Origin of the sequence: Plantactinospora alkalitolerans (genome assembly GCF_015690345.1) — a bacterium.
In the GTDB taxonomy this organism is placed as follows: domain Bacteria; phylum Actinomycetota; class Actinomycetes; order Mycobacteriales; family Micromonosporaceae; genus Plantactinospora; species Plantactinospora alkalitolerans.
Map to the genome: position 1 here is coordinate 1 of NZ_JADPUN010000244.1, position 12,878 is coordinate 12,878.

The 12,878-nt window shown below is 71.5% G+C and carries 11 protein-coding genes; 6 read left to right on the forward strand and 5 right to left on the reverse strand.

Translation table 11 applies throughout. The features are described 5' to 3' along the window. The 3 genes from I0C86_RS27285 to hppD form a co-directional block, all read right to left on the reverse strand. Positions 1-187, reverse strand: a 187-nt coding sequence (locus I0C86_RS27285) for a DUF2510 domain-containing protein (RefSeq protein WP_196204160.1), incomplete at its 3' end; no start/stop codon positions are given. A 28-nt stretch (positions 188-215) separates the two neighbouring features. Continuing rightward, positions 216-1,028 carry an RDD family protein gene (locus I0C86_RS27290; protein ID WP_323373876.1) on the reverse strand — a complete coding sequence of 271 codons (813 nt, stop codon included), beginning with the start codon at positions 1,026-1,028 and terminating at the stop codon, positions 216-218. An 11-nt stretch (positions 1,029-1,039) separates the two neighbouring features. Then, positions 1,040-2,251 (reverse strand): 4-hydroxyphenylpyruvate dioxygenase, encoded by a 1,212-nt coding sequence (hppD, locus tag I0C86_RS27295; protein WP_196204161.1) that lies wholly within the window; start codon positions 2,249-2,251, stop codon positions 1,040-1,042. Positions 2,252-2,389: 138 nt separating this feature from the next. Between hppD and I0C86_RS27300 the strand changes: the two genes are divergently transcribed. From I0C86_RS27300 to I0C86_RS27310, 3 genes are all read left to right on the forward strand, one after another. Continuing rightward, positions 2,390-2,932 (forward strand): Lrp/AsnC family transcriptional regulator, encoded by a 543-nt coding sequence (locus I0C86_RS27300; protein ID WP_196204162.1) that lies wholly within the window; start codon positions 2,390-2,392, stop codon positions 2,930-2,932. A 138-nt stretch (positions 2,933-3,070) separates the two neighbouring features. After that, positions 3,071-4,504, forward strand: coding sequence for an outer membrane protein assembly factor BamB family protein (locus I0C86_RS27305; protein ID WP_196204163.1), 1,434 nt, complete (start codon positions 3,071-3,073; stop codon positions 4,502-4,504). 111 nt (positions 4,505-4,615) lie between these two features. Next, positions 4,616-6,286: a fumarate hydratase gene (locus tag I0C86_RS27310; RefSeq protein WP_196204164.1), complete on the forward strand. Its 1,671-nt coding sequence runs from the start codon at positions 4,616-4,618 to the stop codon at positions 6,284-6,286. A gap of 63 nt (positions 6,287-6,349) precedes the next feature. Here I0C86_RS27310 and I0C86_RS27315 read toward each other — a convergent pair whose 3' ends face one another. Next, entirely contained in the window at positions 6,350-6,604 is a 255-nt protein-coding gene (locus I0C86_RS27315) for a hypothetical protein (RefSeq protein ID WP_196204165.1), read from the reverse strand. A 244-nt stretch (positions 6,605-6,848) separates the two neighbouring features. Between I0C86_RS27315 and I0C86_RS27320 the strand changes: the two genes are divergently transcribed. The 3 genes from I0C86_RS27320 (at position 6,849) to I0C86_RS27330 (ending at position 12,069) form a co-directional block, all read left to right on the forward strand. After that, positions 6,849-9,845 (forward strand): AfsR/SARP family transcriptional regulator, encoded by a 2,997-nt coding sequence (locus I0C86_RS27320; RefSeq protein WP_196204166.1) that lies wholly within the window; start codon positions 6,849-6,851, stop codon positions 9,843-9,845. 61 nt (positions 9,846-9,906) lie between these two features. Next, the gene (locus I0C86_RS27325) at positions 9,907-11,316 is read left to right on the forward strand and encodes a class II fumarate hydratase (protein ID WP_196204167.1); all 1,410 of its coding nucleotides are present in this window, start codon (positions 9,907-9,909) and stop codon (positions 11,314-11,316) included. A gap of 63 nt (positions 11,317-11,379) precedes the next feature. After that, on the forward strand, positions 11,380-12,069 hold the full coding sequence (locus I0C86_RS27330) for an HAD family hydrolase (RefSeq protein ID WP_196204168.1): 690 nt from the start codon (positions 11,380-11,382) through the stop codon (positions 12,067-12,069). A 15-nt stretch (positions 12,070-12,084) separates the two neighbouring features. Here I0C86_RS27330 and I0C86_RS27335 read toward each other — a convergent pair whose 3' ends face one another. Continuing rightward, positions 12,085-12,768, reverse strand: a complete 684-nt coding sequence (locus tag I0C86_RS27335; RefSeq protein WP_196204169.1) for an IclR family transcriptional regulator — start codon at positions 12,766-12,768, stop codon at positions 12,085-12,087. Positions 12,769-12,878: the final 110 nt, after the last annotated feature.

The following is a 12,878-nucleotide window of genomic DNA, read 5'->3' on the forward strand; positions in this document are numbered from 1 at the left end:
ATCCCGGCGGGGTGCCGGCGCCGCTCGACGGCGGAGGGGCCGGCTCCGGCTCGGGCTCGACCGGTGGCGGGCCGGGTGGCGGCGTGGCGTCTACCGGCAGCGGCGTGCCGATCCAGCCCTCACCGTCCCAGTACCGCTGGGTGCTCGGCTCGGCGGGATCGGCGTACCAGCCCGGCTGCACCGTCACCGGAACGACCTCGAATCAGTCCTGACGTTCACGCTGGAACCTTAACCACCACGGTTTTGCCGAACTTGTCGTGGAGGCACTGCTGGTAGGGCTTGTCCCAGAGTTGCCACAGTCCGTCGAGGTAGGTCAGGCCGGGCAGGAGGCTACCGGCCCACTGCACGAGGAAGCGCCTGGCGAGGAAGCTCCGGTTGATCGAGCTGGCCGGGTCCAGTGGGGTGATCTTGATCTTCATGATCCGCTTGCCCACGGTCTGGCCGGTGCGCTTGGTCATCTCCACGTGGTAGACGTACTGGAGGATCGTACCGACCACGAGCAGGCCGGCCTCGATCAACAGGAACGGCACCAGGAAGCCGAACACGTCCGGTTCGGGGTAGTAGCCGTCGGGACCGGGGGCCGGAACCGTGAACAGGTCCGACCCGGCGGTGGCGAAGAAGATGACGAACGCCGGAATCGCGAGCACCATGACCGTCCCGCCGAGGATCGCACCGTCGATCAGGACGGCCAGCAGCCGGTCGGTGAACGAGGCGAGTGGCAGGCCGGCCGGACTGGTCGGCTGCGGCGGCGCTATGTGGTAGCCGGGCGGCGGCCCGTACCCGGGACGGACATTACCCGGATGGGCGTACCCGGGCGGGACCTGTGCGGCCGGCGGCGGAGCGTATCCGGGCGGGCCGTAGCCGGGCCGGACCGGTGGGGCGGCGTATCCCGGGGTTGGCTGGCCGGGCGTCCCGGGCGGTGCGCCGTAGCCGGGTTGGCGCGGCTGCGGAACGTGTCCGCCCGGGGGAGATCCGGCGGATGGCCGGTTCTCCCCGGACGGCGGCATGGGCGAAGGCTGCTGGGTCACGCAGGACAGTGTTACAGGTTTCCCCGGGCCTCTTGTTCCCGCTCGATGGCTTCGAAGAGTGCCTTGAAGTTCCCCTTGCCGAAGCCGAGCGATCCGTGCCGCTCGATCAGCTCGAAGAACACCGTCGGCCGGTCCTGCACCGGCTTGGTGAAGATCTGCAACAGGTAGCCGTCCTCGTCCCGGTCGACCAGGATCTTCCGGGCCTTGAGCTCCTCGATCGGGGCCCGCACCTGGCCGATCCGGGCCCGAAGCTCCGGGTCGTCGTAGTACGAGTCGGGCGTGTCCAGGAACTCCACCCCGGCCGCACGCATCGCGTCGACGGTGCCGAGGATGTCGTTGGTGGCCAGGGCGATGTGCTGGGCACCCGGGCCGCCGTAGAACTCCAGGTACTCGTCGATCTGCGACTTGCGGCGGGCCACCGCCGGCTCGTTGAGCGGGAACTTGACCTTGCGGGTGCCGTTCGCCACCACCTTCGACATCAGCGCCGAGTAGTCGGTGGCGATGTCGTCGCCGATGAACTCCGCCATGTTGGTGAAGCCCATGACGCGGCGGTAGAACTCCACCCACTCGTCCATCCGGCCCAGTTCCACGTTGCCGACCACGTGGTCGACGGCCTGGAAGAAACGCTTCGGCTGAAGGCCGGCGTCGATCATCGGCTGCCGGTCGACGATCGGGCCCCGGGCGACGAAGTCGGGCAGGAACGGACCGGAGTACCGGGACCGGTCGACCAGCGAGTGCCGGGTGTCGCCGTACGTGGCGATGGTGGCGACCCGGACGGTGCCGGAGGAGTCGGTCACGTCGTACGGGGCGGCCAGCCCGGTGGCGCCCTGCGCGATGGCGTGCGCGTACGCCGCGTCGACGTCCGGGACCGCCAGCGCGATGTCCAGCACACCGTCGCCGTGCCGGGTCACGTGGTCCGCGTCCGCGGCGTCCGGGCGGACCGCGCCGGTGAAGACGAACCGAGCGGAGCCGCTGGTCAGCACGTACTCGGCGTGGTCGCGGGAACCCTGCTCGGGGCCCCGGTACGCGACCAGGGTCATCCCGAACGCGGTGGAGTAGTAGTGCGCGGTCTGCTTGGCGTTGCCGACCATGAACCGGATGTGGTCGATGCCCTGCACCGGAAAGGGGTCGTCGGTGCTGTCCTGACCGACGGCGCCGACGAGTCGGTCGACGTCGAGGTCCAGGTCCGAGCCGGCGGGCGACTGGTGGAGCGCGCTGGTCATCGTCGTGCCTCCCTTGCGTCGTCGGCCGGTGCCGTGGTGTGGCGCGGCCGTCTTCCGGAAGCATCTCGGCCTGGCACCCCCTGGGCAACCCATTCGCAAAACGCTGGTCAGCTTGCGCATCTAGTACGGTCATCAACCATGACCGCCGTACAAGTTGTCCAGCTAGATTCGCTCGACGTGAAGCTGATCGACCTGCTTGCCGCCGAGCCTCGGATCGGGGTCCTGGAGTGCTCACGCCGACTCCAGGTGGCCCGGGGCACCGTGCAGGCCCGACTGGACAAGCTGTTCGCCCGGGGCGTGATCCGAGGGCTCGGGCCGCAGATCGACCCGGCGGCCATCGGTTTCGGGGTGACGTCGTTCGTCACGCTGGAAATCAACCAGCGGCCCGGCCACGATCCGGTGACCGCACACCTGCGGGCCATCCCGGAGGTGCTGGAGGCGCACACCATCACCGGCTCCGGCGACGTGCTCTGCCGGATCGTCGCCCGGTCGAACGCCGACCTGCAACGGGTGCTGGACCGGATCGTGTCGCACGAGGGCATCGCCCGCGCGTCGAGCATCATCGCGCTGGCCGAGAAGATCCCCTACCGGGTACTCCCACTGGCCCGAACGGCCGTACCCGGATCGCCGGGCGAATCTCGAACGGCGACCAGTGCCTCGCCGAGCGAGGTCCGCCCGTAGCGGACCGATCGGCCCGGCCGGGTCCGGCTGACCAGTCCGGCGGCTCGATGCCGAAATGATCCGCGACACGGAATTATTCCGCGACACGGACATAACGTCCTAGCGGAATTGCCAGATCGCGTCGTCTACGGTAGCCGAATGGCGAAGGGGAGCGCCCGAGGCCTGGGCGCCAAGTCCGCCCTGGCCATCGCGCTGATCGTGGTGATCGTCCTCGCCGCGACCAACGTCTGGAACCCGTTCCCCGGCGTATGGGACTGGGTCAACCGCGACGACCCGCTCTCCGAGCCGGACGTGGTCTGGCAGCAGCGGATCGGCGGCACGCCACAGAACGTGAACATCGCCGGTAACACCGTGGTGATCCGGTACCGGACCAGGGTCGAGGCGCGCAGCGCCGCCACCGGCGTCCGGCTCTGGGAGCGCAAGGCCGACTGGGCGGCCGTCGCGGGTGGCGAACGGGACTCCGTCGTCGCCGTCGGCAAACTGCTCAGCAAGGGCTACGAACTGCTCGATCCCGAGACGGGCGCGGTACGCCGGAAGGACACCTCGGCGGTCGGCGTCTGGACGTACCGCAACGCGGTGCTCGACGTCCGCTGCCGGGAACCCCGGGACTGCACGCTGACGGCACGGGATCCGCGGGGCACCAATCCGATCTGGACGGCGTACCTGCCGGGCGTGGAGACCGGGCCACTCGCCGGCAACCCCGACGTGCTGGGTACCCGGGCGTTGACCACCCGGCGGGTGCACGACGACGCCGGTGGCCCGGTCGAGATGCCGCCGCTGCTCGGGCTGTCCGTGGACGGTCGGGTCCAGATCGTGGACACCGCCACCGGCCGGGTGGCGCAGGACGTGGAACCGGGGCGGGAGGACCGGATCGTGGTGGTCGGTGGCCGGATGCTCCGGATCGAGGCCCGCAGCGCGGACGGCAACTGCTACTTCACAGTGGTGGCCCGCGACCCGGCGACCGGGCAGGAGGTGTGGCGCCGCGACGGGCTCAACCTGCGTACGGCCGACGGCGCCGGTTGCGCCCAGCGGGAGGATCCACAGGGCGGCGAGAACGTCTTCGTCGGCGTCGCCCCGGATTCCCGGGAAACCGTCGTCGACGCGTACGACGGGCGGCTGCTCTGGGTCGGCCCCAAAGGTGAGAAGCTGCTCGCCGTCGACGACCGGTACACACTGTCCCGTTCCGCCGACAAGAAATCGATCATCGGTAGCGAACTCGCCATCGAGCCGGCCCGGTGGACCCGGCGGGTCGGCCCGGAGAGCGGCGGCGCCCTCACCCCCTTCGCCGCCGTACTGATCGACCGCAAGCCCGACCGCATCGTGGCGCTCGATCCGCGCAGCGGACGGGAACTGGCCAACATCCGGTCCTCGGCCGAGGTGCTCGCGGTCGGGCCGGCCGGCATGGTGATCGGCGAGGGCCGCGATCTCGGGTACGTCCGGTTCGTCGGCGTCGCCGCGCCGCCCGGCCCGGGACCGACCGCCGGACCGGGAGGCCAGAATCCGGAACCCGGCGAGGGCTGTGGTGGCCCGAAGCAACCGGAGTGCCCGCCGGCCAACGGCAAGGCCGGCTGAGTCGGCCGGCCGGCGGCCCCGGGCGGGTGGGAGCGTCCGGATGAGAGCGGCATCGCACGGTCGACCCGGCGGGTGGGCCGGGCGCGGCCGGCTGGCCTAGGCTTGCCGGCTATGAGCAGTGGCGCCCCGTTCTCGCACTCCCCCCTGTTGCCCGTCGGCGCCGACCAGACCGAATATCGCCTGGTCACCGACGAGGGCGTCGACGTGGTCCACGGGCCGGGCGGCCGCCGCTTCCTGACGGTGGAGCCCGCGGCGCTGACCGCCCTGACCGCCGAGGCGATGCACGACATCGCCCACTACCTGCGCCCCGCGCACCTCGCCCAACTGCGGGCCATCATCGACGATCCGGCGGCGTCGCCGAACGACCGGTTCGTCGCGCTCGACCTGCTGCGCAACGCCAACATCGCGGCCGGTGGCGTACTGCCGATGTGCCAGGACACCGGCACGGCGATCGTGATGGGCAAGCGGGGTCGGCACGTGCTGACCGACGGGACCGACGACGAGGCGCTGTCCCGGGGGGTCTACCAGGCGTACACCCGGCTCAACCTGCGGTACTCACAGCTTGCTCCGCTCACCATGTGGGAAGAGCGCAACACCGGAAGCAACCTGCCGGCCCAGGTCGAGATCTACGCGGAGGACCCGGACGGGCACCCCGACGCGTACAAGTTCCTGTTCATGGCCAAGGGGGGCGGCTCGGCGAACAAGTCGTACCTCTACCAGGAGACCAAGGCGCTGCTCAATCCCACCCGGATGATGCAGTTCCTGGAGGAGAAGCTGCGGCTGATCGGCACCGCCGCCTGCCCGCCGTACCATCTCGCCGTGGTGATCGGCGGCACCTCCGCCGAGTACGCGCTGAAGACCGCGAAGCTGGCCTCGGCGAAGTACCTCGACAACCTGCCCACGGCCGGCTCGATGCTGGCGCACGGCTTCCGGGACCTGGAACTCGAGGCCGAGGTGCTGGAGCTGACCCGGCAGTTCGGCATCGGTGCGCAGTTCGGTGGCCGGTACTTCTGCCACGACGTACGGGTGGTCCGGCTGCCCCGGCACGGCGCATCCTGCCCGGTCGCGATCGCCGTCTCCTGCTCGGCCGACCGGCAGGCGGTCGGCAAGATCACCCCGTCCGGGGTGTGGCTGGAGCGGCTGGAGACCGACCCGGCCCGGTTCCTGCCCGACGTGACCGACGGCCACCTCGACGAGGGCGCGGAGGCGGTCCGGATCGACCTGAACCGGCCGATGGCGCAGATCCGGACCGAGCTGTCGAAGTACCCGGTGAAGACCCGGCTGTCGCTGACCGGCCCGCTGGTGGTCGCCCGGGACATCGCGCACGCGAAGATCGCCGAGCGGCTGGACGCCGGCGAGCCGATGCCGCAGTACCTACGCGACCACGCGGTCTACTATGCCGGACCGGCGAAGACCCCCGAGGGCTACGCCTCCGGCTCGTTCGGGCCGACCACCGCCGGCCGGATGGACGCGTACGTGGCCAAGTTCCAGGCGGCCGGCGGCTCGCAGGTGATGCTGGCAAAGGGCAACCGGTCGAGTCAGGTCACCCGCTCCTGCCACGAGCACGGCGGCTTCTACCTCGGCTCGATCGGCGGACCGGCGGCCCGGCTCGCCCAGGACTGCATCAAGCACGTCGAGGTCCTCGAGTATCCGGAACTCGGCATGGAAGCGGTCTGGAAGATCGAAGTGGAGGACTTCCCCGCCTTCATCGTCGTCGACGACAAGGGCAACGACTTCTTCGCCGAGGTGACCAAGCCGGTGCTGACCGTCGGCCGGCGTTGACCCCGGTAAGGAAGGGCCCCTTCTTATCGTTTTCTGTAGAAGAAGGGCCCCCTCCTAACACCGTCAGGTTGTTCGGGGCAGGGCGCTGGTCCGGACCAGCACCTGCCGCTCGGGGCCTGCACTGCCGTCCCGGCGCAACTCCACGCCGCGCAGCGACAACCATTCCAGTCGTGGGTATCTGTCGAGGTCCGCGCCGACCCCGGTGACCTGGAGGACGAGCGGACCGATGCCGTAGCAGTAGTCCGACTCGGCGAACTGCAGTACATCGCCGGCGTGCGGTATCGGACCCGACCGCTCGGCTGCGTCAGAGGCGTCCATCTCCTGGCAACTCCTCAGGTGTGGAAGGCGGCGAAACCGCTGTTCCGACACGGTGCGTCCGTCGCCCTGAGGGGCTGCCGGACGCACCGCCCCCGTCGATGCGTCTCACCTGCTGTGTTGCATCCATCCGAGAGTTTGTTGCCTGCCGCTCTCGATCCGCTGCCACCTCGCTCTCAACCCGTTTCTGCCGCGAGTGATTGTCGGGTTACTCTGCTGCCGGACGCGACCTCGGTCAGGAGCTGACATGCGGTTCGGGATCCTTGGGCCGCTCCAGGTGAGCGGCGGAGAAGCGACGGTGACGGCCGGCCGGGACAGGGTGGTTCTGGCGGTTCTACTGCTGCATGCCCGCCGGGTGGTGCCGGTCGACGAGCTGGTCGACGCCGTCTGGGACAGCGATCCGCCGGCCACGGCCCGGGGGCAGTTGCAGACCTGCGTCTCCCGGCTGCGCCGGCTGCTCGCCGCCGCCGGGGTGCCGGGTGAGACCATCGTCACCGGCCCGGCCGGCTACCGCGTCGTACTCGAGTCCGACGACCTGGACGTCCAGCTGTTCGAGCGGTTGGTCGCCCGGGCCCGGGCCGCCGCGGCCGAGCAGAACTGGCCCGAGGCCCGGGAGGAGTACCGGGCGGCGCTCGCCCTGTGGCGGGGCCCGGCGCTCGCCGGCATCACCGGTACGGCGGTCCGGCGGGGCGCGGCCTCCCTCGACGAGCAGCACATGCTGGCGTTGGAAGACAGCTTCGAGGTGGAGCTGCGGCTCGGCCGGGCCGGCGACGTGATCGCCGAGCTGACCGATCTCGTCGAACGGCACCCGCTACGGGAGCGGCTGCGGGGGCAGCTGATGCTGGCCCTGGCGGACAGCGGCCGGCGGGCCGAGGCCCTCACGGTGTTCCGGACCGGCCGGGAGATCCTGTCCGGAGAGCTGGGGATCGAGCCCGGCGCGGCCCTGGCGGAGATCCAGCGGCGGGTGCTCGCCGGTGAGGTCGAGTCCTCGGGTGGGGACATGCCGACCAGGCCGCCGGTGCGCTGCCTGCCCCGGGCCATCGAGGACTTCACCGGGCGGCACGAGACGGTCACCCGGTTGCGCAAGGAGATCGAGGAAGCCGGCCCGGACTTCTCCGCCGTGTACGTCATCGACGGCATGCCGGGCAGCGGAAAGACCGCACTCGCCGTACACCTGGCTGCCGCGCTCGGCAACCAGTACCCGGACGCCCACCTCTTCGTCGACCTGCACGGGCACAGTCTGCGCAGCCCGTTGCCACCGGCCGCCGCCGTCGCCGCGCTGTTGCGCCAACTGGGCGTACCGGGTGAGCGGTTGCCGCCCGACCTCGCCGACCGGCTGGCGCTGTGGCGTACCGAACTGGCCAGCCGGCGTGCCCTGCTGGTGCTGGACAACGCGGCCAGCGCGGCCCAGGTGAGCCCGCTGCTGCCGGCGGCTCCCGGCTGTCTGACCGTGGTGACCAGCCGGCGTCGGCTGATGGGACTCGACGGGGTCCGGGCACAGTCGCTCACCGTGCTGGAGCCCACCGAGGCGATCGACCTGCTGGCCCGGATCGTCGGCCCGGAGCGGGTCCGGGCCGAGCCGAGGGCGGCGGCCGAGGTGGTACACCGGTGCGGCTACCTTCCGCTGGCCATCCGGCTGGCCGGGGCCCGGCTGGCACACCGGTCGCGTTGGCGGGTGGCGGACCTGGCGCAGCGTCTCGGCGACGCGGACCGACCGGTCCTCGCCGAGTTCGCGGTCGAGCACCGCAACCTGGTGGACGCGTTCGCGCTGTCCCACGCGCAGCTGCCGGAGCCGGTCCAGCGGACCTTCCGGATGCTGGGACTGCATCCCGGCGACGAGTTCGACCAGTACGCGGCGGCGGCACTGACCGAGCTGCCGCTGACGGTCGCGCAGGAACATCTCGACGAACTCGTCGACGCCCATCTGGTGGACGAGTTGGACGCCGGACGGTTCCGGTTCCACGACCTGGTCCGGGAGTACGCCGCCGAACTCGTCACCGTCGTCGGCGGCGAGTCGGAACGGCGGCGCGCGATGCAGGCGCTGCTCGACTTCTACCTGCACGCGGCGGCCTCGGTCAGCGGGGCCATCGAGGCGAACGGGAACCTGCGGACCGCCGTACCGGGCGAGCCGGCCCGCCCCGAACTGGTCGACGCGGCGGCCCGGGAGGGAAGCGACTGGTTGCAGGCGGAGCGGCGCAACATGGTGGCCCTGGTCCGCCTCGCCACCGAGCAGGGCATGCACCGGTACGCCTGGCAGCTCGCCCGGGCCAACTGGCGGCAGTTCTTCCTCGGTGGACATCTGGACGAGCTGATCCAGACGCACACCGACGGTCTGCGGGCCGCCGAGGCGCTCGGTGACGACTTCGGCGTCGCCACCATGCAGAACTACCTGGCGTCGGCGTACTTCCGGCTCGGCGAGTTCCAGCGGTCCGCCGACGCGCTCCGGATCGTCATCGCGCTGTGGGAGCGGCTCGGCGACATCGCGGGACAGTCGGTGGCGACGGTGAACCTCGGCCTGCCCCTGATGATGCTGGGCCGGACCCGTGAGGCGGTCGAGTACATGGAACACGGGCTCTCGCTGGCCCGCCGGACCGCGGAGTTGCACACCCTGCCGAGCGGACTGGTCAACCTGGCTACCGGCTATCTCCTGTTGGGGTGGTACCCGGAGGCGTTGCGGGTGTTGCGGATCAGGCTCTTCCTGGGCCGTCAGTGGGGCAAGATCCCGGTGGTGGCGGACTCCCTCGGCACGATCGGCATGGTCTACAGCCGGCTGGGCCGGTACGACCAGGCGCTGCGCCGGATGTACCTGGCGCTGCACCTGCAACAGGGCCCGGGACGCAATCCGTACACCACCGCCGACCTGCTCAACGAGATCGGGGTGGTGGAGCGGGTGCGCGGCCGCCCGGAGGTGGCGGCGTCGTTGCACCGGGAGGCGTTGGCCGCGATGCTGGACACCGGAGACCGGGCCGGCGAGTGCGCCGCCCGCAACCGTCTCGCGCGGGCGTTGCACGACCTGGGGGACACCTCGACCGCGCTGGAACTGCACCGGCAGGCCCTGCTCGGCGCGACCCGGATCCAGCACCTGCCCGAGCAGGCCCGGGCGCTGGACGGACTCGCCAACTGCCTGAGCCCGACCGACCCGGCGGCTGCCCGAGCGTACTGGACCAGAGCCCTGGCCCTGATGATCCAGACAGAGACCCCGGAGCAGCACGACGTGGGGCGGCGGCTGCGGGAGCTCGACTGAGCGCACCCGGTGGCCCCCGGGTGACGGCGATCATCTGCGGGCCGGGCCGGCTCGGGGCAGGATGGTACGCGTGACCAGATCAGAGGCGACCGGTTACCGGATCGAGCACGACACCATGGGCGAGGTCGAGGTGCCCGTCGACGCGCTGTGGCGGGCCCAGACGCAGCGGGCGGTGCAGAACTTCCCGATCTCCGGGCGTGGGCTGGAGCCGGCGCACATCAAGGCGCTGGCCCAGATCAAGGGCGCGGCGGCGATGGCCAACGCCGAACTGGGAGTGATCGGCGCGGACGTCGCCGGCGCGATCGCCACCGCGGCGGCGCACGTCGCCGACGGCGGGTACGACGACCAGTTCCCGATCGACGTCTTCCAGACCGGCTCCGGCACCTCGTCCAACATGAACGCGAACGAGGTCATCGCCACCCTGGCCGCCCGCGAGCTGGGCCGCGAGGTCCATCCGAACGACGACGTCAACGCCGCCCAGTCCAGCAACGACGTCTTCCCGTCCTCGATCCACCTGGCGGCCACCGGAGCGGTGGTGCACGACCTGCTTCCGGCGCTGCGGCACCTGGAGTTCGCGCTGGAGTCCAAGGTGGACGAGTTCGCCGAGGTGGTGAAGGCGGGGCGGACCCACCTGATGGACGCCACGCCGGTGACGCTGGGACAGGAGTTCTCCGGCTACGCCACGCAGATCCAGTACGGCATCGAGCGGCTGGAGGGCTGCCTGCCCCGGCTCGCGGAGCTGCCGCTCGGCGGTACCGCGGTCGGCACCGGGATCAACACTCCGAACGGTTTCGCCCCGGCCGTGATCGCCAAGCTGCGCGAGATGACCGGGCTGCCACTGACCGAGGCGCGTAACCACTTCGAGGCGCAGGGTGCCCGGGACGCGCTGGTCGAGGCGTCGGGCCAGCTGCGTACGGTCGCGGTCGGGCTCTACAAGATCGCCAATGACATCCGCTGGATGGGTTCCGGACCCCGGGCCGGCCTGCGGGAGCTGCGCATTCCGGACCTCCAGCCCGGATCGTCGATCATGCCGGGCAAGGTCAACCCGGTGGTCTGCGAGGCGGCCCGGCAGGTCTGCGCCCAGGTGATCGGCAACGACGCCACCGTGGCGTTCGCCGGCTCGCAGGGCGACTTCGAACTGAACGTGATGCTTCCGGTGATGGCCCGCAACGTGCTGGAATCCATCCGGCTGCTGGCCGGGGTCAGTCGACTCTTCGCCGACCGCTGCGTGGTCGGCCTGGTCGCGAACGCCGACGTCTGCCTGGCGTACGCCGAGGGGTCCCCGTCGGTGGTCACCCCGCTGAACCGCTACCTCGGCTACGACGAGGCCGCCTCGATCGCCAAGGAGGCGCTGGCCAAGGAGTTGTCGATCCGGGCGGTCGTGGTCGCCCGGGGGCACGTGGAGGCGGGCCGGCTGACCGAGCAGCAGCTCGACGAGGCCCTCGACGTACTACGGATGACCCACCCCTGACCAGACCCGTCGGCACCGTCAGCCGTGCTCCGGGGCGTCGACCGGCTCGAATATTCTCGACCGATGGTGACCACGGTGGTGTTCGACGCGGACGAGACGCTGCTCGACCTGCGCCCGGCGGTGACCGGCGGGCTCGTCGCCGTACTGGCCGAGATGCGCCGGCTGACCCCGGTGGCGCAGGAGGTGTCGCTGGCGGACATCGAGGGGGACTGGGACGCGGTCTTCGACGAACTGGCCGACGAGCCGGTCATCCGGATCCGCCGGGCCGCGCTGGCCCGGTCACTTGCCCGGGCCGGGCTGACCGACGAACTGGACCGGATGGCGGAGCTGTTCTTCGCCCGCCGGTTCGCGCTCACCCGGCCGTTCGCCGACACGCTGCCGGCCCTCGGCCACCTGCGCCGGTCGTACGTGCTCGGCTTCGCCACCAACGGCAACAGCCGGGCGGAGCGGTGCGGGCTCGCCGCCGAGTTCGCCTTCGAGATCTACGCCCACGTCGGCGGGGTACCGAAGAAGCCCTCGCCGGCCTTCTTCGCCGCGGTGCTGGCGGCGGCCGGGGTGGCACCCTCGTCCGTCGTGCACGTCGGCGACTCGCCCGACAAGGACGTCCAGGCCGCGCAGGAGGTCGGTCTGCGCGCGGTGTGGCTGAATCGCGCGGGTCTACCACGTCCACGCGGCCTGCGACCCGACGCGGAGGTGCGGTCGCTGGCCGAGTTGCCGTCGGTGCTGGACCACTGGCGGACGGCGGTCGGTTAGGCGCGTCCGCAGGACTCAGGCCAGCGCCGCGGTGATCTCGGCCGCCGCGGCGGCGACCTGGGCGCCGGCCAGCGTGACGTCGAGCGGCGCCAACGCCACCACGCCCACGCTGGCCTCCAACCCCGGCACCCCGAGCACGGGTGCGGCCACCCCGTACGCGCCGGCCTGTAGTTCGCCGCTGGTCGACACCGGGTCGGCCCGACCGGCCCGACCGGCCAGGATCGCCCGTCCGGCGGCACCCCGTTCCAGCGGATGCCGGGCCCCGGTCCGGTACGCGACGTGGAACGCGGTCCAACTCGGCTCGACCACCGCGAGCGCCACCCCCTCGCCGCCGTCGACCACGGTCAGGTGTGCCGTCGCCCCGGTCTGCTCCGCCAGCCGGCGCAGGGCCGGCAGGGCCCCGTCGGCGAGCAGTGGCTGGGCCCGCCTGGCCAGGTGCAGCAGCCCGGCACCGAGGCGGAGCCGTCCAGTGCCGTCCCGGCGGACCAGCCCGTGCTGGATGAGGGCGCCGAGCAGCCGGTACACCACCGCCCGGCCGACACCCAGTCGCGCCGCCGCCTCGGTCACCGTGAGTCCGCCGTTCGCGTCCGCGACGAGATGCAGCAGCCGCAGTCCCCGGTCCAGGGTCTGCGCCGTCTCACCGGCCCGGCCGGCCGTTCCGCCTGCCGGACCGGCCGTACCGCCTGCCGTCGTCGCCACACCAGGGAGCGTACGACCGGAACCCGGCCGGACGGCACCGCGGCCGGCTGGACGGCACCGCGGCAGCCTGCGGGGGCGGGGCGGCTCCGCAGGCTGCCGCGGTGCCGTCC

Coding starts and splice junctions, on each gene's coding strand:
- hppD (WP_196204161.1), bottom strand. CDS start 2,251: ATGACCAGCGCGCTCCACCAGTCGCCCGCCGGCTCGGACCTGGACCTC.
- I0C86_RS27300 (WP_196204162.1), top strand. CDS start 2,390: ATGACCGCCGTACAAGTTGTCCAGCTAGATTCGCTCGACGTGAAGCTG.
- I0C86_RS27305 (WP_196204163.1), top strand. CDS start 3,071: ATGGCGAAGGGGAGCGCCCGAGGCCTGGGCGCCAAGTCCGCCCTGGCC.
- I0C86_RS27310 (WP_196204164.1), top strand. CDS start 4,616: ATGAGCAGTGGCGCCCCGTTCTCGCACTCCCCCCTGTTGCCCGTCGGC.
- I0C86_RS27315 (WP_196204165.1), bottom strand. CDS start 6,604: ATGGACGCCTCTGACGCAGCCGAGCGGTCGGGTCCGATACCGCACGCC.
- I0C86_RS27320 (WP_196204166.1), top strand. CDS start 6,849: ATGCGGTTCGGGATCCTTGGGCCGCTCCAGGTGAGCGGCGGAGAAGCG.
- I0C86_RS27325 (WP_196204167.1), top strand. CDS start 9,907: ATGGTACGCGTGACCAGATCAGAGGCGACCGGTTACCGGATCGAGCAC.
- I0C86_RS27330 (WP_196204168.1), top strand. CDS start 11,380: ATGGTGACCACGGTGGTGTTCGACGCGGACGAGACGCTGCTCGACCTG.